The 20,738-nt window shown below is 35.7% G+C and carries 24 protein-coding genes; 21 read left to right on the plus strand and 3 right to left on the minus strand.

From position 1 onward, the window contains the following. The first annotated feature begins 58 nt into the window (after positions 1–58). Positions 59–1,330 carry a phosphoribosylamine--glycine ligase gene (gene purD, locus ICJ84_RS00075; RefSeq protein ID WP_188214321.1) on the plus strand — a complete coding sequence of 424 codons (1,272 nt, stop codon included), beginning with the start codon at positions 59–61 and terminating at the stop codon, positions 1,328–1,330. On the opposite strand, the gene ICJ84_RS00080 is transcribed toward purD, so the two are convergent. Further along, on the minus strand, positions 1,325–1,552 hold the full coding sequence (locus ICJ84_RS00080; protein WP_188214322.1) for a DUF6341 family protein: 228 nt from the start codon (positions 1,550–1,552) through the stop codon (positions 1,325–1,327). The two genes, purD and ICJ84_RS00080, sit on opposite strands and share 6 nt — an antisense overlap. 126 nt (positions 1,553–1,678) lie before the next feature. On the opposite strand from ICJ84_RS00080, the gene ICJ84_RS00085 reads away from it, so the two are divergent. Then, positions 1,679–2,602: a DUF6427 family protein gene (locus tag ICJ84_RS00085; RefSeq protein WP_188214323.1), complete on the plus strand. Its 924-nt coding sequence runs from the start codon at positions 1,679–1,681 to the stop codon at positions 2,600–2,602. On the opposite strand, the gene upp is transcribed toward ICJ84_RS00085, so the two are convergent. Further along, complete coding sequence (gene upp / locus ICJ84_RS00090) at positions 2,591–3,250, minus strand: uracil phosphoribosyltransferase (RefSeq protein ID WP_188214324.1); 660 nt, start codon at positions 3,248–3,250, stop codon at positions 2,591–2,593. The genes ICJ84_RS00085 and upp overlap by 12 nt on opposite strands. A 74-nt stretch (positions 3,251–3,324) precedes the next feature. On the opposite strand from upp, the gene ICJ84_RS00095 reads away from it, so the two are divergent. Continuing rightward, positions 3,325–3,930, plus strand: a complete 606-nt coding sequence (locus ICJ84_RS00095) for a DUF4254 domain-containing protein (protein ID WP_188214325.1) — start codon at positions 3,325–3,327, stop codon at positions 3,928–3,930. A 48-nt stretch (positions 3,931–3,978) separates the two neighbouring features. Next, entirely contained in the window at positions 3,979–4,989 is a 1,011-nt protein-coding gene (locus tag ICJ84_RS00100) for a glycosyltransferase family 9 protein (protein WP_241748650.1), read from the plus strand. Between the two features lie 45 nt (positions 4,990–5,034). On the opposite strand, the gene ICJ84_RS00105 is transcribed toward ICJ84_RS00100, so the two are convergent. Further along, on the minus strand, positions 5,035–6,096 hold the full coding sequence (locus ICJ84_RS00105) for a ferredoxin--NADP reductase (RefSeq protein WP_188214326.1): 1,062 nt from the start codon (positions 6,094–6,096) through the stop codon (positions 5,035–5,037). Between the two features lie 138 nt (positions 6,097–6,234). Here ICJ84_RS00105 and ICJ84_RS00110 point away from each other — a divergent pair, with 138 nt between their 5' ends. The 17 genes from ICJ84_RS00110 to ICJ84_RS00190 all read left to right on the plus strand — a co-directional run bounded on the left by ICJ84_RS00110 (position 6,235) and on the right by ICJ84_RS00190 (position 20,728). Next, on the plus strand, positions 6,235–6,642 hold the full coding sequence (locus ICJ84_RS00110; RefSeq protein WP_188214327.1) for a DUF2059 domain-containing protein: 408 nt from the start codon (positions 6,235–6,237) through the stop codon (positions 6,640–6,642). 136 nt (positions 6,643–6,778) lie between these two features. Next, on the plus strand, positions 6,779–9,340 hold the full coding sequence (gene porW / locus ICJ84_RS00115) for a type IX secretion system periplasmic lipoprotein PorW/SprE (protein ID WP_188214328.1): 2,562 nt from the start codon (positions 6,779–6,781) through the stop codon (positions 9,338–9,340). A gap of 14 nt (positions 9,341–9,354) precedes the next feature. Continuing rightward, on the plus strand, positions 9,355–9,768 hold the full coding sequence (locus ICJ84_RS00120) for a bactofilin family protein (RefSeq protein WP_188214329.1): 414 nt from the start codon (positions 9,355–9,357) through the stop codon (positions 9,766–9,768). Further along, on the plus strand, positions 9,731–9,973 hold the full coding sequence (locus ICJ84_RS00125; protein ID WP_317173613.1) for an AtpZ/AtpI family protein: 243 nt from the start codon (positions 9,731–9,733) through the stop codon (positions 9,971–9,973). The genes ICJ84_RS00120 and ICJ84_RS00125 overlap by 38 nt, the downstream gene beginning before the upstream one ends. Continuing rightward, complete coding sequence (locus ICJ84_RS00130) at positions 9,966–10,337, plus strand: DUF6168 family protein (protein ID WP_188214331.1); 372 nt, start codon at positions 9,966–9,968, stop codon at positions 10,335–10,337. The genes ICJ84_RS00125 and ICJ84_RS00130 overlap by 8 nt, the downstream gene beginning before the upstream one ends. Positions 10,338–10,473: 136 nt before the next feature. Next, positions 10,474–11,598: a F0F1 ATP synthase subunit A gene (gene atpB / locus ICJ84_RS00135; protein ID WP_188214332.1), complete on the plus strand. Its 1,125-nt coding sequence runs from the start codon at positions 10,474–10,476 to the stop codon at positions 11,596–11,598. A 38-nt stretch (positions 11,599–11,636) separates the two neighbouring features. Then, positions 11,637–11,825, plus strand: coding sequence for an ATP synthase F0 subunit C (atpE, locus tag ICJ84_RS00140; RefSeq protein ID WP_057782517.1), 189 nt, complete (start codon positions 11,637–11,639; stop codon positions 11,823–11,825). Positions 11,826–11,933: 108 nt separating this feature from the next. Then, the gene (locus tag ICJ84_RS00145; RefSeq protein ID WP_188214333.1) at positions 11,934–12,434 is read left to right on the plus strand and encodes a F0F1 ATP synthase subunit B; all 501 of its coding nucleotides are present in this window, start codon (positions 11,934–11,936) and stop codon (positions 12,432–12,434) included. Positions 12,435–12,441: 7 nt separating this feature from the next. Then, positions 12,442–12,978, plus strand: coding sequence for an ATP synthase F1 subunit delta (gene atpH, locus ICJ84_RS00150; protein WP_188214334.1), 537 nt, complete (start codon positions 12,442–12,444; stop codon positions 12,976–12,978). 29 nt (positions 12,979–13,007) lie between these two features. Further along, positions 13,008–14,588, plus strand: a complete 1,581-nt coding sequence (gene atpA / locus ICJ84_RS00155; protein ID WP_188214335.1) for a F0F1 ATP synthase subunit alpha — start codon at positions 13,008–13,010, stop codon at positions 14,586–14,588. A gap of 45 nt (positions 14,589–14,633) precedes the next feature. Further along, positions 14,634–15,494, plus strand: a complete 861-nt coding sequence (atpG, locus tag ICJ84_RS00160; RefSeq protein ID WP_188214336.1) for an ATP synthase F1 subunit gamma — start codon at positions 14,634–14,636, stop codon at positions 15,492–15,494. 224 nt (positions 15,495–15,718) lie between these two features. Next, positions 15,719–16,807 carry a peptide-N-glycosidase F-related protein gene (locus ICJ84_RS00165; RefSeq protein ID WP_188214337.1) on the plus strand — a complete coding sequence of 363 codons (1,089 nt, stop codon included), beginning with the start codon at positions 15,719–15,721 and terminating at the stop codon, positions 16,805–16,807. A 189-nt stretch (positions 16,808–16,996) separates the two neighbouring features. Continuing rightward, a complete protein-coding gene (locus ICJ84_RS00170; RefSeq protein ID WP_188214338.1) occupies positions 16,997–17,341 on the plus strand; it encodes a hypothetical protein in 345 nt (114 codons plus the stop codon). A gap of 85 nt (positions 17,342–17,426) precedes the next feature. Then, positions 17,427–18,887 carry a lipopolysaccharide biosynthesis protein gene (locus tag ICJ84_RS00175; RefSeq protein ID WP_188214339.1) on the plus strand — a complete coding sequence of 487 codons (1,461 nt, stop codon included), beginning with the start codon at positions 17,427–17,429 and terminating at the stop codon, positions 18,885–18,887. Between the two features lies 1 nt (position 18,888). Beyond that, on the plus strand, positions 18,889–19,323 hold the full coding sequence (gene dut / locus ICJ84_RS00180) for a dUTP diphosphatase (protein WP_188214340.1): 435 nt from the start codon (positions 18,889–18,891) through the stop codon (positions 19,321–19,323). Positions 19,324–19,364: 41 nt separating this feature from the next. Beyond that, entirely contained in the window at positions 19,365–20,384 is a 1,020-nt protein-coding gene (locus ICJ84_RS00185; RefSeq protein ID WP_188214341.1) for a sugar phosphate nucleotidyltransferase, read from the plus strand. A gap of 17 nt (positions 20,385–20,401) precedes the next feature. Continuing rightward, positions 20,402–20,728, plus strand: a complete 327-nt coding sequence (locus ICJ84_RS00190; protein WP_188214342.1) for a DMT family transporter — start codon at positions 20,402–20,404, stop codon at positions 20,726–20,728. The last annotated feature ends 10 nt before the right edge of the window (positions 20,729–20,738 follow it).

A 20,738-nucleotide genomic window follows, 5' to 3' on the forward strand; every position in this document is an offset into this window, starting at 1 on the left:
ATTAAAAAACAATAATTTGAAATCCCACGAAAAAGGGAAATCTAAAAACGTAAAACAGATGAATATATTAGTTCTTGGTTCAGGGGGAAGAGAACATGCTTTCGCTTGGAAAATCGCTCAAAGCCCGTTATGTAATGAATTGTATGTAGCACCTGGAAATTCAGGTACTGCTAATGTAGCGACCAATGTAAATATTGGAGTAACCGATTTTGAAGCTATTAAAGAATTAGTGTTGGACAAGAAAATCGATATGGTCGTTGTAGGGCCAGAAGATCCTTTAGTACAAGGGGTTCACGATTTCTTTTTGAATGATGATGAAATCAAGCATATTGCTGTTATCGGGCCGCAAAAAGTAGCTGCAGAATTAGAAGGTAGTAAAGAATTCGCTAAAGAATTTTTATACCGTCACAACATTCCAACGGCGGCTTACGAGAGTTTTACGGCTGAAACAGTTGAAAAAGGCTATGCCTTTTTAGAAACGTTAAACGCACCATATGTATTAAAGGCCGATGGTTTAGCTGCTGGAAAAGGGGTTGTTATTTTAAATGACTTAGAGGAAGCTAAAGCGGAATTAAAAAGCATGTTAGTAGATGCTAAATTTGGCGAGGCGAGTACAAAAGTGGTGATTGAAGAGTTTTTAGATGGAATCGAGTTAAGCTGTTTTGTATTAACCGATGGTGAAAATTATAAAATATTACCAACAGCTAAAGATTACAAGCGTATTGGAGAAGGGGATACCGGATTAAATACCGGTGGTATGGGAGCTGTTTCTCCGGTGCCTTTCGCTACAGACGAGTTTTTAAATAAAATTGAAGAGCGCATCGTTAAACCAACTATTGAAGGCTTTAAGAAAGATAAATTACCTTATATAGGGTTCGTATTCATAGGATTAATCAAAGTAGGAGACGACCCTAAAGTGATTGAATACAACGTTCGTATGGGCGATCCAGAAACAGAAGTGGTATTACCAAGATTGAAGAATGATTTCGTTGAGGTGTTACAGGCTATGGCTAACGGCACATTAAATGAAATTGACATCGAAATTGACGAGCGTGCGGCGACTACGATTATGATGGTGTCTGGAGGATATCCTGAAGCTTACGAAAAAGGTAAAGAAATTACAGGCTTAGAAGCTGTTACAGAGTCTATTCCGTTTCATGCAGGAGCACAGTTAAAGGATGGAAAAGTAGTGACTACAGGAGGTCGTGTTATTGCGATTACCTCATACGGAGAGACGTACCAAGAGGCCATAAAAAAATCTTACCAAAGCATAGATAAACTAAACTTTGATAAGATGTATTATCGTAAAGATATAGGATTCGATTTATAAAAACGAGTGCGAAGAAACAGTTTTGTCTTCTTCGTTATTGTCGTTAAATTTTTTAAGTTGTAACATCCAGTACACGATAGCTACTAGACAAATCACAACAAAAATCCAAGATACGATACTTGCAGCGAACCAGTTTTCAAGTTCTAAAGCACGTAAAGCATCTAAAGGTTTAAAAAGAACATTAACGAATAAATCCTGTATCGCATAAAAAAAGTCTTTCATGAGTGTGTTATATTAATTTTTTAAGGCTCATGTCACAGTCAATATTTAAAATTTCAAATAGAATTAATTTAAATATATCAGTTTCATAGTTAGTATATTTACGTAGCAAAAATACAAAAACGGTTAATGATAGCAAGTCTTTTTAGTAAATCTAAGCCAATAAATTTTGTCGTAGTACTTTTTATTACGCTTTTAGCTTTTACTATGGCTAGAATTCCAATAGTAAATCAACCGGTAACCATTGCTTTTATTTTTAAGCAGTTATCGGTTTTTTTATTGTGTTGTATTACCATTTTGGTGGTTAATTTTATCATCTCGAAGAATAATTTAACTAAGAAAAACAACTACGATATCCTGTTGTATAGTGTGTTCCTGCTTACGTTCGTGCAAACAACAGGCGATGTGAATATCTTGTTTTCTAACTTTTTTTTCCTGCTCGCGTTACGACGAATAATGAGTCTGCGCACAGAAAAAAGTACGAAGAAGAAATTGTTTGATGCCGCCTTTTGGATTGCCATTGCCTCCTTGTTTTATTTTTGGGCGATTCTCTTTTTTGTTTTGATAATCGTGAGTTTATTGTTGTATTCCGACAACGATTTACGTCATTGGATTGTGCCTTATACCGGTGTTGCAACGGTATTTATATTATCGGTTTGTACCTCGATTGTTATAACCGGAGATTATTTCGATTTGTTGCATATTAATCCTGAAATTGGTGCTGATTTTACAGCTTATAATACAGTAAAATACCTTATAGGAATCACGATGTTGCTTTCCTTTGGTATTTGGGCTTCTATGTTCTATCTGAAAAATTTAAGAAGTAAAAAGAAGTCTTTTAGAGCCTCATTTCAAATTATTATTATTGCCTTTTTAGTAGCTGCTTTGGTGATTGCTATGGCACCAGATAAGACGGGAAGTGAATTTTTGTTTGCCTTTGCACCCTTAGCGATTATCATTACCAATTACCTGGAAACCATCGATGAAAATTGGTTTAAGGAAGTGTTTTTGTCGATGTTAGTTGTCGTGCCTTTTATTTTGCTATTGCTGTAATTTTTGTCCGAACGCTAAATCGCCTGCATCGCCTAATCCAGGAACAATATAACTGTTATCATCTAGTTTTTCGTCAATTGTGGCAATCCATAAATGGGCATTAGTGTCAAAATGCTGATTGACTAAATCGACACCTTCTGGCGCACCTATTAAACTCACCAAATGCACCTCTTTTGGTGTTCCAAAGGGCTTTAAGGCTTCATAAGTAGCAATCATCGATTGTCCGGTGGCTAACATGGGGTCAGCGAGAATGAGTGTCTTTCCTTCTAAACTTGGGCAGGCTAAATATTCGACTATAATTTCAAAGCTTTCAGGTTTGTGTTTATGGTGGCGATACGCTGAAATAAAGGCATTTTCAGCTTTATCAAAATAATTTAATAAGCCATTATGTAAGGGCACACCAGCGCGTAAAATGGAACATAACACAATATTATTGTTAATTAAATTCATCTGACTTGTACCTAAAGGCGTGGTGATTTCCTGAGTTGTATAGTTAAGGGTTTTACTCATTTCGTAGCTTAAAATCTCACCAATACGTTCAATGTTTCGTCTAAAACGCATGCTGTCTTGTTGAATATTTACATCTCGCATTTCAGCAATAAAGGTATTTATGATAGAATTTTCAGCAGAGATATTATGGATTTTCATGCGTTCAATTTTAGAATTCAACAATAAAGTTAATTAATTAGGCTTATATTTGTGCTCCAAAATATTATTACATCATGTTTACAAGTAAAGCCAATAAAATATTTCAAGAGGTTATTGAAAAATACCACGTTGTAGATTCAGTAGATCAGCCATTCGAAAACGCTTATCCTGAAAGCGATTTAATCGAGCATTTGTTGTACAGAAAGTGTTGGATTGATACGGTACAATGGCATTACGAAGATATTATCCGCGATCCGCAAATCGATCCGGTAGCGGCTTTAAAATTAAAACGTCAGATTGATGCTTCTAATCAGGATAGAACCGATATGGTGGAGTATATTGACAGTTATTTTTTAGAGACATATAAAGATGTTGAAGCTAAAGCTGATGCGACGATCAATACGGAGAGTCCGGCTTGGGGAGTGGATAGATTATCTATTCTTGCTTTAAAAATCTATCACATGAATGAAGAAGCAACGCGTACTGATGCTTCCGATGAGCACCGAGCGGCTTGCCAAAAGAAATTGGACGTTTTATTAGAGCAACGTGTCGATTTAAGTACGGCTATCGATACTTTATTAAGTGATATTGAAAAAGGTGATAAGTACATGAAAGTGTACAAGCAAATGAAAATGTACAACGATGACGAGCTTAACCCGGTTTTAAGAGGTCAGAAATAATAATTGTCATCCTGAACTTGTTTCAGAATATCATTTAACATACATCTCATGCCAAAATCACCGGAACATATTCTTGTTATTCGCCTTTCGGCAATGGGTGATGTGGCTATGACGGTTCCAGTACTTCGTGCATTTACAAAACAATATCCTCTGGTTAAACTTACGGTGTTAACCAGAGGTTTTTTTATGCCCTTTTTTAAGGATATTGCCAATGTTACTGTGTTTCCGGCCGATTTGAAAGGAAAGCACAAAGGCGTATTCGGGTTGTATAAATTGTCTAAAGAATTAAAGGCTTTAGGTATTACTCAGGTGGCCGACTTGCACAACGTACTTCGGACAAACATTTTAAAAACCTTCTTTTTAGGAACCAAAGTGGTACAGATTGATAAAGGTCGTGCTGAAAAGAAAGCTTTGGTTTCGGGTGAAATATTTCAGCAATTAAAATCCACCCATCAACGTTATGCAGACGTGTTTGAAGCCTTAGGTTATCCTGTCGATTTAAGTCAGCCGGAATTTCCAGAACCAAGTCCGTTAACATTAAAGGGCTTTGAATTTAAATCTGAAACATGGATTGGCATAGCGCCTTTTGCTGCTCATGAAGGTAAAATGTATCCTTTAGAATTGATGAAGGAAGTTATTGCTGAATTTGCTGAAGATTACTGTGTAATTTTATTTGGTGGCGGAACCGAGGAGACTCAAATTCTTGAAGGGATTTCTGAAAATTTTGAAAACGTAACCAATACCGCAGGACAGTTAAAGTTTGAGGAAGAACTAGATGTAATTTCAAATTTAGATGTGATGCTGGCTATGGATTCAGGTAATGGGCATATGGCGGCTATGCAAGGTGTAAAGGTTGTTACCATTTGGGGTGTGACACATCCATATGCTGGCTTTGCGCCATTCAATCAGCCAGAGGATTATGCTTTGGTAGCTGATAGAACTCAATTTCCTTTAGTGCCGACTTCTATTTATGGTAATAAATATCCAGAAGGTTACGAGAAAGCGGCCGCGAGTATTGCTCCACAAACCATCATAGAAAAAATAAAGGCTATCATCTAATTTGATAACAGCCTTTTTATATTCAAAATTTAATTTCAGTAATAATTATACATCGTCGTAATCAACAGTAATGGTTGCTGTTGTTGGATGTGCCTGACAAGTTAAAATTAAACCTTCCGCAACTTCTTGTTCGGTTAAAATACTGTTTTGACGCATGGTTGCTGCTCCTTCTTTTACACGAGCTAAACAGCTACTGCAAATGCCTCCTTGACAAGAATATGGCGCATCTAAATCTTCGTCTATGGCTGCTTCCAAAATGGTTTGCTTTTGAGACATTTCGATAACGGTTTCTTCATCGTCAACTATAATGGTTGCTTTAGTCGTTCCACTTGCTGTAGATGTTGCAGATGTCTCAATAGTTTCGGTTTTTGCGGCTTTAAATAATTCGTAATGAATACGGTCTGGATTTGCGTCGTTTTCAGTTAATACATCTTTAACCGTATGAATCATAGCTTCCGGTCCACATAAGTAATACGCATCAACATCGATGTGTTTGTGCTTGTTTTTCATCACATAGTTAACCGTGCTCTTTTCGATTCGACCAAAAATGGCGTTTTCTTCATCGGCCTGACTAAATACAAACTGAACAGAGAAGCGGTCTTTGTATGCATGTTGAAGTTCTAGTAATTCGTTTAAGAACATGGTGTCTTCAGTCGTTTTGTTTCCGTAAACTAAAATCACATGGCTGTGAACTTCTTCTTCTAAAGCACATTTTATGATGCTTAAAACAGGCGTAATACCACTACCTGCAGCAAAAAGTGCAATGTTTTTAGTGATAGAATCGTTAGGTTCAAAGGTAAATCGTCCTTTAGGCGGAGCCACTTCTAAAACATCGCCTTCTTTCAATTCTTTATTGGCGTATGCCGAAAATGTTCCGTCTTCAACTTCTTTAATGGCCACTTTTAATTCACCACTTTTTGGAGATGAACACAGCGAATAATCACGACGTACTTCATTACCATTTACGGTTGCTTTTATGGTAATGTATTGTCCAGCTTTAAATGAAAATGTATTGGTTAAAGCTTCAGGAACATCAAAAGTTATACTAATGGCTTTTGATGTCTCACGATTTATATTTTTAATGGTAAGATTATGAAATGATGACATGTGTAAATTTTTCACAAAAATAGTGAACTTGCCGTTGAAAAATTAAATTTGTTAGAAACAATTGGGCTAAAAAAAATATTAATTTGTATAATTTTGTAAGAATACACTCAAGTATTAACCAATTAAAAATCAATAAAATTGAAAAAACTTTTATTTGCTTGCTTATTTGTTGTGGGAACTGCTATGCATGTTCAAGCACAAGACAATTCAGAATTTAAAAAGGAAACGATTGAATTTATTAAACTAACAGGGGCAACTTCGGCCTTCGAAAATGCTATTTCTCAAATAGGTGGCATGGTCGCCGACGATAAGAAAGAAGCCTACATGGAAGAAGCTAAAGGGACTTTGGGAGGTTTGTATGAAAAAATGGCCGGCTTGTACATGGAAGAATTTACTCGTGAAGAAGTAAAGGAACTGACAGTATTTTACAAAAAAAAATTAGGTGAAAAATTAGCTGGAAAACAATTCGATTTAGCACAAAAAGCCATGATGTTTGGTCAGAGGTGGGGAATGGAAGTTCAGGCAATCGCTCAAAAATACATGTAAAATGTTGCGATTGGCTTTCATGTGTCGAGTTTTAATGGGCATTTTATCGCTTAATCAAAAAAGATGTTTATTTTTACCTGCTTACATAATATAAGTAAGAGTTTACAGTTATTTAATTAGACTAAAAACACCAACGTTGAAAGCATCATTTAAGGTTCCATCTGTTATAGCGTGTTCCATTCTTTTGGTTGTAGGTTGTTCCAGAAAGAAGGACAAATTCATCAGCCGAAATTTTCATGCGGTAACGGCAGAATTTAATGCGCTTTACAACGGGTATAATGCTTTAGAACAAGGTAGAGCGAGTCTTAATGAAAGCTATACCGATAATTACTGGGAAGTCTTACCAATTGAACGCCTTGAGGTGTTTGATGATGTTATTTTGCCAGGGCAATCGAAAAATGAAACCTTTGCTACCGCTGAAGAGAAAGCGGTAAAGGCTATTCAAAAGCATAGCATGAACATTGACGGTAAGGAAAAAAATCCACAAATGGATGAAGCTTACTTACTGTTGGGAAAAGCACGTTACTTCGATCAGCGTTTTGTGCCGGCTTTAGAAGCTTTCAATTATATTCTTTATAAATATCCAGCTAGCGACAAAATTAATCAGGCTAGAATATGGCGTGAGAAAACCAATATTCGTTTAGACAATGACGAACTTGCTATTAAAAATCTAAAACGTTTATTAACGCAGGAAGAATTAGAGGGCCAGGATTTGGCTGATGCCACATCGATGCTGGCTCAGGCGTATTTAAACACCAAGGCTGCTGATAGTGCGATTACGCAGTTGGAAGTTGCTTCAAATGCGACAAAGAGTAACGACGAACGTGGTCGCTATCGTTTTATTCAAGGGCAGTTATATAATGAATTGGGTTATAAAGACAGTGCTAATATGGCTTTCGATAAAGTCATTGAGCTGAATAGAAAAACCCCAAGAATTTATATGATTAGTGCCCATCTCGAAAAGATTAAAAATTTCGATTACGAGACAGGCGATAACATGGCGGTTTTAGAACTTTTAACCGATTTAGAAGAAAACCGAGAAAACCGACCATTCTTAGATAAAATTTATTTTCAAAAAGGGCAATATTATCAAAACACCAATGTTGAAGCCTTGGCGGTGGAATATTATAACAAATCTCTTCGAACCAACTCCAGAGATCGCTTATTAAGAGCTAAGAATTACGAGATTTTAGGAGATATATATTTCGATAATTCCATTTACAGGGAAGCGGGAAATTATTACGACAGCACCTTAACCAATCTTGAGATGAATTCTAAGCCTTACCGATTGATTAAACGTAAGCGTGATAATTTAGAAGATGTTATTTATTACGAAGGTATTGCCAAAACAAACGATAGTATTTTACGATTGGTGCGTTTGCCTGAAGCTGAGCGTGTGGCGTATTTTAAAAGTTTTGTAGAAGATTTAAAAACAAAAGCTGAAGCTGAGCAAGAAAAAGCTGAAGCATTAGAGCGTAACAAAGGTTTAGCAACAGTTAATGCAGGAGGCAGACAAACCACCCCATTTCAGGGGGTGGGTGCTCCAGCAGAAGCATCATTCTATTTCTACAACCCTACGACGGTTGCTTACGGAAAAAACGAATTTGTAAAAATTTGGGGCAACAGACCTCTAGAAGATAATTGGCGCTGGTCTAGTAAGTTGGCTATAGGTAATCCAGGTGGCGCTGCCGCAACAGATATTGTTGCCACAGCAACCGAAGAACAGTTGTACGATCCGCAGTTTTATATTTCCAGAATCCCTTCTGAACCAAAAGAAATAGATAGTATTTCAAAAGATAGAAACTATGCGTATTATCAGCTAGGATTGATTTATAAAGAAAAGTTCAAAGAATATGAGTTGGCGAAAGACAAGTTTCAGGAGTTGTTACAAAGTAATCCAGAGGAACGCTTAATCTTGCCCTCAAAATACAACTTGTATAAAATTTATGAATTGTTAGGTGAAACTAGTGAAGTTACTATTGCCAAAAACGAGATTATAAATAATTATCCGGATACGCGATATGCTTTGATTTTAAGTAACCCTGATATGGTGTCTGATGAAGATGAAAATAGTCCAGAGAGCTTATATCAGGCCTTATACGTGCAATACGAAAATCAGGAATATGCAGAAGTTATTTCTAAAAGTGAAGAGTATATCAATCGATTTGAAGGTGATGCTATTGTACCTAAGTTCGAACTGTTAAAAGCCACAGCCTCCGGGCGCTTATATGGGTTTGATGCGTATAGTAAAGCGATAAACTTTATTAGTGTGACCTACGCTAATAAGCCAGAAGGTAAGGAAGCTCAATATATTGAAACCAATGTGCTGCCCGTTATCGCCAAAAAGGAATTTGTAAAAGATATAGATAGCATCAGACAGCAATTTAAAGTGGTGTATACGTTTAAAGATGCAAAAAGAGAACAGTTAGAAGGTTTTAAGACCGAATTAGATACCGTGTTGAGTCATATAAAATACTATAAATTACAATCGTCGGTTGATGTTTATGATCCGAATACCAAATTTGTGGTTGTGCATGGTTTAACCAATAAGCAGGTAGCTAATACCTTTGAGCAGTTGTTTGCTAAGGAAGATAAAAAGAAAATTAAAGAACCCCATTTCGTAATATCGTCTGCGAATTATCAAATTATTCAGATTCATAAGAACCTAAATGATTTTTTAAACGTAGATACAAATTAAAACTAATAGCAATTATGTTTTCCGAAAACAAAAAAGACAAAAAAATGACAGAAGGAACCAATAGTCAAAATATTATATCACAAGGCACTAAATTAGTTGGAGACCTAACCAGCGAAGGAGATATGAGAATTGACGGTACTATAGAAGGTAATATTACTACTAAAGGAAAAGTAGTAGTAGGTAAAGCTGGCTTTGTTAAAGGCACTTTGCAAGGTACCGATGCTTATTTTGAAGGGAAATTTTCAGGTAAGTTGGCCTTATCAGGAACGTTAACATTAAAAGATTCTGCCGTAGTAGAAGGCGAAGTGTCTGTTGCTAAGTTAGCCGTAGAGCCAGGAGCAGCATTTAACGTAACCTGTTTAATGAAAGGTTCTGTAAAAGAAATAAACAGTGGACAACAATCGAAATCAGCCGAAAAAACAGCTTAATAAGTATGTAAGGTTTACATCCATTGCACTTCAAATGGGTTTAACCATTTATTTGGGGAGTAAATTAGGCGAGTGGCTAGACCATAAATTCGGCAACGCCGATCAGTTATATTATAAAATAGTAACATTGCTAGCAGTTTTCCTGGCAATGTTTTCTGTTATTAGGCAAGTACTTAATATTACCAATAGCGATAAGAATGATTAAAAGAATACTCGTTTTTACATTAATTGTAGTTCTGCTTTTTGCAATTGCATTAACCGCACATCAATACTTTATTACAGAACCTATGGCATTTCCATTATGGCAGGTATACTTGTTTCATGCCATAGCGACAATTATAGTCTATGCCAGTATTGAAGGTATTTGCAGTATCATGCCTAATAATGCGGGGTATGCTTATCTGGCATTTATGTTTTTAAAAATAGGTTTGTTCTTATTAATTTTTAAAAATGCCGTATTCGAAAATGAGAGTTTAACGCAGACCGAACGTTATGCCTTAGTACTGCCTTTATTCTTGTTTTTAACTACCGAAGCTATCGCTGTAGGAAAGTTGCTTAACAGCAAATAGTTATAGAATATTTTCATCGGAAAATGATATTTACGCAACATAAAAAAAACTAACTAAAAAAAGGGTTTGGGTTTTTAAATTATTGTGTACATTTGCACAAAATTTTAGAGAGCGTAATTTCATTAGTTTAGAAAATATGATGGTAGCAACAAAATCTATCAAGTTTATTGCAATTTTAGTTTTAATGATGACTTCGGTTTTTGCCTTTGCAAACGAAGGAGAGCATGATAATCAGCATCATGAAGGAGGAAATAAAATTGATACTCCAGAAGAGATTAAAGAATACATTGCACACCACTTAAAAGATTCTCACGATTTTCATTTATATACTAATAATGAAACCGGAACGCATGTAAGCTTTCCGTTACCTGTTATTGTATGGACTAGTGAAGGGTTAAGAACGTTTATGTCTTCAGAATTCCACCATGATGATAACGGTCATGTTATCGTAGAAAAAGATGGTGTTAAGTTAACTAAAATCCATAGTAAAATATATGAATTAGAAGCTGGCGCTGATGAGGTTGTTTTTGACGATCACCACCATGCTGAAAATGCACACAAAGTTTTAGACTTCTCTATCACTAAAAGTGTATTTGGTATGTTATTAGCAGGTCTTTTAATGATCTTAGGGTTTGGAGCTTTAGCTAAAGGATACAAAAAAGGAGCTATCCCAACTGGTTTTGGTCGCGCTTTAGAGCCTTTAGTAATTTATGTGCGTGACGAAATTGCACGTCCGAATATTGGTGAGAAAAAATACAGAAAGTTCATGTCGTTCTTATTAACGGTATTCTTCTTTATCTGGATCTTAAACTTATTGGGGTTAACGCCACTTGGGTTTAACGTAACAGGTCAAATTGCAGTAACTGTATGTTTAGCAATTTTCACAGTGGTTATCTATTTATTTAGCGGAAGTAAAGATTTCTGGGGTCACACGTTATGGATGCCAGGAGTACCTTATATCTTAAGACCTATCTTAGCAGTAATAGAATTAATTGGTTTCGTATTAATTAAACCATTCTCTCTGTTAGTGCGTTTATTTGCTAACATGACTGCAGGACACTTTGTGGTTATGAGCTTAATAGCATTAGTGATTACCATGAAAGAAGCCTTTGGTCCGGTAGCATCAACAGGTGTTTCTTTAGCACTAGCATTATTTATCTCGGTTATCGAAATACTGGTAGCCTTTTTACAAGCGTTTATTTTCACGATGTTATCATCGTTATTTATAGGAATGGCTGTTGAAGAACACGACCATCACTAATTAAGAATTTGTTTAATTAATATTTAAAATCAATTAGTATGTACAATTTAATTGGAGCAGGATTAATCGTAATCGGAGCTGGATTAGGTTTAGGTAAAATTGGTGGTAGCGCTATGGAAGCTATCGCTCGTCAACCAGAAGCTGCTGGAAAAATCCAAACAGCAATGATTATCATCGGAGCTTTATTAGAAGGTTTAGCATTCGGTGCATTAATCTTAGGAAAATAATTCCTAAAAGAAACAAAATAGAAACAGCATTCTGTAACGGTTGGTTGCAGAAGCTGTTTTTAAAAGATTAAACAAAACACAAAAACGAAACTTATTATATAGTTACATATGGATCAGTTATTAAATGATTTTTCACCAGGATTGTTTTTTATGCAAGCCATCATCTTATTAATCTTAATTGTATTAATGAGAAAATTTGCTTGGAAACCTATTTTAGAGTCTTTACAAACTCGTGAAGACGGGATTAAAAATGCATTAGATTCAGCAGAGAAAGCAAGATTAGAAATGCAAAATCTTCAAGCAGATAATAAGAAATTATTAAACGAGGCTAGAGCGGAAAGAGAAGCGATGCTTAAAGAAGCACGTGAGATGAAGGATAAAATGATTGAAGCTGCTAAAACGGAAGCTGAAACACAAGCAAACAGCATTATCGAGCAAGCACATGCTGCTATTGAAAGCGAAAAGAAAGCGGCTATTGCAGAATTGAAAAGTCACGTTGCTGGTTTATCTATCGAAATCGCAGAGAAAGTATTACGCGAAGAACTGTCTGATAATAGCAAACAACAAAAGTTAGTAGATTCTTTAATTGGAGAAGCTACCTTAAACTAATATTACTATGGCAGGAGAGAGAGCAGCGATACGTTACGCAAAAGCAGTTTTAAGTTTAGCATCAGATAAAAATGCAGCCGAGGCTGTAAATGCTGATATGACTTTAATTGCGAACACCATTGCAGAAAGCAAAGACTTAAACGGTGTGCTTCAAAATCCTATCGTAAGATCATCTGTTAAAAAATCAGTAATTCAGGAAGTATTTAAAAATACTAACGCATTAACTGGAAATTTAGTAGATACTTTAATTAGCAACAAAAGAATAGCTTTAATTGGCGAAGTAGCAAAACAATATAGTGTGTTATTCGACCAGTTAAAAGGTTCTCAAATCGCTAAGGTAACCACAGCAGTACCATTAACAGCAGAATTAAATGCTAAGGTATTAGCTAAAGTTAAAGAACTTACAGGAAAAGAAGTAGAGGTTCAAAATATTATAGACGAAAACATTTTAGGTGGTTTCGTATTACGTGTTGGCGATATGCAGTACGATGCAAGCATCGCGAATAAATTAAACAAGTTAAAAAGAGAATTTACATTAAACTAAAGATAGTTTTATCTTAAATAAATTATAAGATGGCAGAAGTTAAACCAGCTGAAATATCAGCAATCTTAAAACAACAACTTTCAGGTTTTGAAGCAGGAGCTTCATTAGACGAAGTAGGAACAGTATTAACTGTTGGTGACGGTATTGTTCGTGCTTACGGACTTTCTAATGCACAATACGGTGAGTTAGTAGAGTTTGAAGGCGGATTAGAAGGAATCGTATTAAACCTTGAAGAAGATAACGTAGGTATTGTATTGTTAGGTCCTTCAGTAGGAGTTAGTGAAGGTTCTACAGTAAAACGTACTAATCGTATTGCATCTATTAATGTAGGTGAAGGTATTGTTGGACGTGTGGTTGATACTTTAGGTAACCCTATCGATGGTAAAGGTGCTATCTCAGGTGAAACTTATGAAATGCCATTAGAGCGTAAAGCGCCTGGTGTTGTTTTCCGTGAGCCGGTAACTGAGCCGTTACAAACTGGTATTAAATCTATCGACGCGATGATTCCTGTAGGTAGAGGACAACGTGAGTTGGTAATTGGTGACCGTCAAACTGGTAAAACTACTGTTTGTATCGATGCTATCTTAAATCAAAAAGAATTCTACGATGCTGGTAACCCAGTATACTGTATATATGTTGCTGTTGGGCAAAAGGCTTCAACTGTAGCAAACATTGCTAAAACATTAGAAGAGAAAGGCGCTTTAGCGTATACAACTATCGTTGCTGCTAACGCTTCAGATCCAGCTCCAATGCAGGTTTATGCTCCTATGGCGGGTGCTGCAATTGGTGAATACTTTAGAGATACTGGTCGTCCTGCTTTAATCGTATTTGACGATTTATCTAAACAAGCAGTTGCTTACCGTGAGGTATCTTTATTATTACGTCGTCCACCAGGACGTGAGGCGTACCCTGGAGACGTTTTCTACTTACACTCTCGTTTATTAGAGCGTTCTGCTAAAATCATCAACGATGATGAGATTGCAAAAGGAATGAACGATTTACCAGATTCATTAAAATCTGTAGTTAAAGGAGGAGGTTCGTTAACAGCTTTACCAATTATTGAAACTCAGGCGGGAGACGTATCGGCTTATATTCCTACAAACGTAATTTCTATTACAGACGGACAGATTTTCTTAGATGGTGATTTATTCAACTCTGGTGTACGTCCGGCAATTAACGTAGGTATTTCTGTATCTCGTGTTGGTGGTAATGCTCAGATTAAATCCATGAAAAAAGTATCTGGTACTTTAAAATTAGACCAAGCACAATTCCGTGAGTTAGAAGCTTTTGCGAAATTCGGTTCAGATTTAGATGCTGTTACTTTAAATGTAATCGAAAAAGGTAAACGTAACGTAGAGATCTTAAAGCAAGCTCAAAACGATCCATTTACAGTTGAAGACCAAGTGGCTATTATCTACGCGGGTTCTAAAAACTTATTAAAAGATGTTCCTGTAGAGAAAGTGAAAGAATTCGAAAGAGATTACTTAGAGTTCTTAAGAGCGAAACACAGCGATGTATTAGCGACTTTAAAAGCAGGTAAATTAACTGATGAAGTTACAGACACGTTAGCTGCTGTAGCAAAAGAATTATCAGGAAAATATAGAGCATAATTAATATTCCTGCTTCGGCAGGAGTCTTATTTCATATTTTAAAATATGGCAAATTTAAAAGAAATACGTAACAGAATAACATCGGTATCTTCAACGATGCAGATTACCAGTGCCATGAAAATGGTATCGGCTGCAAAGTTAAAGAAGGCACAAGATGCTATTACAGCAATGCGTCCTTATGCAGATAAGTTAACTGAGCTTTTACAAAGTTTAAGTGCAACTTTAGATGAAAATACAGGAAGCAAATACTCTACACAACGCGAGGTAAATAAAGTGCTTATCGTTGCAGTGACTTCAAACAGAGGTTTGTGTGGGGCATTTAACTCTAACATCATTAAAGCTGTAAATAGATTAACTACTGAAACGTATGCTAATCAAGAAGTATCTTATTTAGCGATTGGTAAAAAGGCAAATGATGCTTTTAAAAAGACCAATAGAGTTATAGCTAATAAGAGTGCGATTTTTGATGACTTAACTTTTGATAACGTTGCTGAAATAGCACAAATGTTAATGGATAAGTTTGTTGCAGGTGAATTCGATAAAATTGAGATCGTCTACAATAAATTTAAGAATGCAGCGACTCAGGATGTTATGACCGAGCAGTTTTTACCAATTGTGCCGGTTTCATCTGATGACAATGTTAACTTAGATTATATTTTCGAACCATCGAAAGTTGAAATCGTAGAAGCCTTAATTCCGAAGTCATTAAAGACACAACTTTATAAAGGTATCAGAGATTCTTATGCTTCTGAACACGGTGCTCGTATGACGGCAATGCACAAGGCAACAGATAACGCAAAAGAGTTAAGAGATCAGCTTAAATTAACTTACAATAAAGCTCGTCAGGCAGCTATTACTAATGAAATCCTTGAGATTGTTGGTGGAGCTGAAGCTTTAAATAACTAAGATTTGATTTAGATTTCTTAAAATCATAATATCAAAACCTCTCATACTTATGAGAGGTTTTTTTATGCTATAAACTAAATGCTAAAACTATATTAAAAGCTTCATTGTGGCCTGTGTTTTTTATAATTTTCCGAATTATTAAAACTTAATCAATGAAACCGAAATGATTATTTTCAATCATCAAAGGTTGCATGTGACTATTGAAATACAATAAAAATTAACACATGAAAAAATTATGTATCATCCTCTTATGTCTGCAAGCATTAGGATGTAAAACATCTCAACAGGAAAGTCAGTCTACAGAACGACTAATTTACGATCATGTTATCTTCTATAATGGTTATGGAAAAACCGTTGATGAACCTGTACCCAAACACGTAATAAGGCTTAAGAACTCAAGTTATGTAAAAAAGTTAACAGAAGATGATTTAAGTGCGATTAGCGATAATCTAAATTTGCAGGTTACTCTACACGCTAGATGTGATAATTATGATCGCTTAGGTCATGTGGGACTTAATTTTGTGAAAAAGGGAGCGCCTTATACCGATGAAAATGTGGTAATGACTCAAGAAATTGCACGTTTTATAAGCCCGTTTATGAATAAAAATAAGATGCCTAATAGTGTCGATTATTTATATGAAATTAACAACATAGGGCGTTTATTAAACAATAAGGAGTTAAGAGCAACTTACGATTTTTGGATTCAGTTTGATTTGTTTGGAACTCCAGATGCGGCGCAAAAAGAAGTGCCTGGTTGCGAAGGTCGTGGTGATATTTACGGGGGTAGTATGAAGTTGGTGTCTTCGACTAAGAATTACATGAATAAAGATGAAAAATTAATTCATTTGTACTCACGCGATAAGTTAGATAATTATAAACATACGGATGTGGAAGGTGAAACGATCAAGATGAATGAGTTCATTTTAGAAAAGCCTTTAAAGAATGCGCGATTGTATGTTATAACATCTAATCACGGAGCGAATAAAGCCGGAGAGGAATATATTCGTCGTGAACATATTGTTTATTTTGATGGAGAAGAATTAGCAAAGTATACTCCTGGAGGCGAAAGTTGTGAAGAGTTTCGTGTCGTTAATACACAAGGGAACGGGATTTACGGAAAAAGACCTAAGAAACTTGAAGAATGGGCACGTTGGAATAACTGGTGTCCGGGTAATAAAATTCCAATTAGAATTTACGATTTAGGCAACTTAAAATCAGGAAAACATCAGTTTAAAATGGATGTTCCGGAAGCCGAGTTTAAAGATCAAAAAGGATATATACCTTTAACGGTTTATATTCAGGGTGAAGAATAAGTAAATAAAAGCCTCATAATTTATGAGGCTTTTTTTATGGCATCACTTTTGAAAATGTTACCTTGAATACAATAAAAATGAGAAGTAATGAATATTTTAAAGTATATAGTAAACTTTAGTCTGTTGGTTTTTTTAGTCTTAAGCTTGTGGAATTGTATCGGAGCAAAACAATACAAAACAAGTGAGCCTATGGAAATTACAAAAGTTTACTTCCAGAATGTTGATAGCGTAAAAGCAATCTATGTAGTTGCCAATGTAAAGCAGAAGATCATCTTAGATCATGTTTACTTTAAAGGAAAACAAGCCCGGTTAGAGCAGGTGAACGATAGTTTGTTTATTGGTCATTTTTTTAAGGATAGTTTAAAAAAAAAAGATGTTATTATGACGAATGAGCCTTATGGAGAATACGGTAATACCTTGCCCCATTTACCTGAAAAATCACCTTTCGATTTAAAAGAAAATGAATGTATAATTGCCTTTAAGGTAGGTGATGAAGTCCATTTTTTAAAATATTCTAATGTTGAAAAACGTTAGATCCTATAACAATGTAAGCTTCAAATGGGTTTCTTTGGTTTACGTTGCGTAAAAGTGTATTTTTAGCCATAAAATAAATTAGCTTTTGGGCGGACTTAAAACATTATTTAAGCAAACATTTATCTACGGATTAGCAACGGTGCTTCCTAGAATGTTAAGCTTTTTATTAGTACCACTGTATACAACCGATGGTGTGTTATCTTCGGTTGCCGAATACGGAGAGGTTAATGTCATTTTTTCCTGGTTTGTCATCTTTAATGTGATTTTAGCTTACGGAATGGAAACGGCTTTTTTCAGGTTTTTTCATAAGGAAGAGGATAAAAATCTGGTGATTGGTACTTCGGTGATGTCTTTAATTCTGTCTTCTTTTGGATTCTTCACTTTAGCATTAATTTTTCGAAATCATATTGCAGCCTTAACAGATATCGATGTAAAGTATATCAATCTGGTCATTTGGATACTGCTTTTAGATGCTTTGGTCATCATTCCTTTTGCCTGGCTGCGAGCGATGCAAAGACCTATGCGATATGCCATAATTAAAATCTTAAATGTTGCCATTAATTTAGGTTTGAATCTCTTTTTTCTGCTAGCATTACAACCATTAGCATCGCATTTTCCTGTATTTGAAAGTATTTATAAACCGAATTTCGAAATCAGTTATATATTCATTGCAAACTTAATTGCCAGTGCAGTGACTCTGACTTTTATGTTGCCGTTTTATACAAAGATTAGTTTTAATTTTAATGCTAAACTTTGGAAACAAATGATGACATACGGTCTTCCTGTGCTTGTTGCCGGTATTGCGTTTTCAATAAATGAAACCTTCGATAGAATTTTGCTTAAAGAACTGTTGCCCGCAACTATTGCCGATACGCAAATCGGAATGTATTCGGCTTGCTATAAGTTAGCCTTGTTTATGACGTTGTTTGCAACGGCTTACAGACTAGGCATTGAACCTTTCTTTTTTAGCCAGGCCAATGCGAAAAATGCAAAGGAAAGTTATGCTAAAATACTGGAGTTTTTTGTTGCTTTTGGTTCGGTGATATTACTTGGGGTTGTAGTGTTCGCTGATGTTTTAAAGGTAATTATTGTTAGAAGTGAGGCTTATTGGGAAGCTATGTGGATTGTTCCAATTATCTTGTTGGCTAATTTCTTTTTGGGGATTTATCATAACCTTTCGGTCTGGTATAAAATTACAGATAGAACGAAGTTTGGAGCCTATATTTCAGTAGTTGGTGCTTTGGTAACTTTATTTATAAACATTGTTTTTATTAAAGAATTCAGTTATAAAGCTTCGGCTATAGCAACATTAGCTGCTTATTTTGTTATGATGGTTCTATCTTATGGCTATGGCAGAAAATATTATCCTATTCCGTACAACCTAAAAAAAATAGGGTTGTATTTAATCCTATCAATAGGGTTTTCTGTACTGTCATTTTATAAATTTAGAGGTATGTATGGTATGGGAATACTAATGTTAATTGTATTTTTGACCATCATTTATATTTCAGAAAAAAAACAAATCAAACAGCTTTTAAAACGATAATATGCAAATAAAAATCATCAATAAATCCAGTCACGACCTACCGAATTACGAAACAATTGCTTCGGCAGGAATGGATTTACGGGCTAATTTATCAGAACCACGAACCTTACAACCTTTAGAGCGCAGTATTGTAGGTACGGGTTTATTTATTGAATTGCCAATAGGCTATGAGGCACAGGTACGTCCACGTAGTGGTTTGGCAGCTAAAAAAGGAATAACGGTATTAAACGCTCCAGGAACTGTCGATGCTGATTACCGTGGGGAAATTGGTGTGATTCTGGTAAACCTGTCTAACGAAGAGTTTGTGATTAACAATGGAGAGCGCATCGCGCAGTTAGTTATTGCGAAACACGAGCGTGCTGAGTGGGTTTCTGTAGAAGCACTATCAGAAACCGATAGAGGCGAAGGTGGCTTTGGAAGCACCGGTGTAAAATAGAAGTTTAATGTAAAGAGATATCCACTTTTGCGGACAAGAATATGAAAATAATAGTACCGATGGCAGGTCGAGGTTCTCGCCTGCGTCCACATAGTTTAACAGTACCTAAACCATTAATTCCGGTTGCGGGGCAGCCGATCGTGCACCGTTTGGTTAAAGATATCGCCAAGGTGTTAAAACAACCTATAGAAGAAGTCGCTTTTGTTTTAGGAGATCCGGCTTGGTTTGGTGACGACGTTGTAGAAAGCTTAGAAGCACTTGCTCAAAGTTTGGGCGCTAAAGCATCTATTTATCGTCAGGATTTACCCTTAGGAACCGGACACGCCATTATGTGTGCAAAGCCATCGCTTTCAGGTCCGGCGGTTATTGCTTATGCAGATACTTTGATTCGTGCGGAATTTGATTTAGATCCGACCGCAGATAGCGTCATTTGGACTAAAGAAGTTGAAAACCCTGAAGCTTACGGAGTGGTTAAGCTTAACAACAAACAAGAGATTGTAGAGCTGGTTGAGAAGCCTCAAACTTTTGTCAGTAAGCAGGCGGTTATTGGTATTTATTACTTTAAAGATGTTGCCGTTTTAAAAGATAAATTACAAGAGGTTTTAGATGAAAATGTAACCAATGGAGGCGAATATCAGATAAACGATGGTATTAAGCGCATGATGGCAGACGGTAAGATATTTAAAACCGGAACCGTTGACGAATGGATGGACTGCGGAAATAAAGCCATTACCGTTGATACTAATGGGAAAATGCTTCAGTTTTTAAAGGCTGATGCTGAAGAGCAAATGATAGCTTCATCAGTAACGCTTGATAATGCCGAAATTATTGAGCCTTGTTTTATAGGTGAACATGTGGTGTTAAGAGATTGCGTTATTGGCCCTAACGTATCTATCGGTAATGATTGTGTTATTGATAATTCAATTATTAAAAATAGCTTAATACAGAACCATACGAACATAAAAAATGCTAATTTAGATGAAGCAATGATTGGTAACCATGTAAAATATAATGGTAACTTTAGCAGTGTCAGTATTGGTGATTACAGTGTTTTAGAATAGTATTTATATCATAATTTATGAATTGGGTTCTTTTGGTAATAGCCGGTTTATTTGAAGTTGCTTTTGCATTTTGTTTAGGAAAAGCCAAAGAAACCACCGGTCAACCTATGTACTTTTGGTATATTGGTTTTGTGCTAACATTGTTCGTTAGTATGAGCTTATTAGTTAAAGCAACCCAAACTCTACCAATAGGAACAGCGTATGCCGTATGGACAGGTATTGGAGCTGTTGGAACCGTTTTGGTTGGTATTTTTATTTTTAAAGAGCCGGCAACGTTTATGCGTATATTTTTTTTAATAACCTTAATAACTTCCATTATCGGACTTAAAGTTTTGTCGCATTAGTAAGATTTGA

Origin of the sequence: Aestuariibaculum suncheonense (genome assembly GCF_014596935.1) — a bacterium.
Classification (GTDB): domain Bacteria; phylum Bacteroidota; class Bacteroidia; order Flavobacteriales; family Flavobacteriaceae; genus Aestuariibaculum; species Aestuariibaculum suncheonense.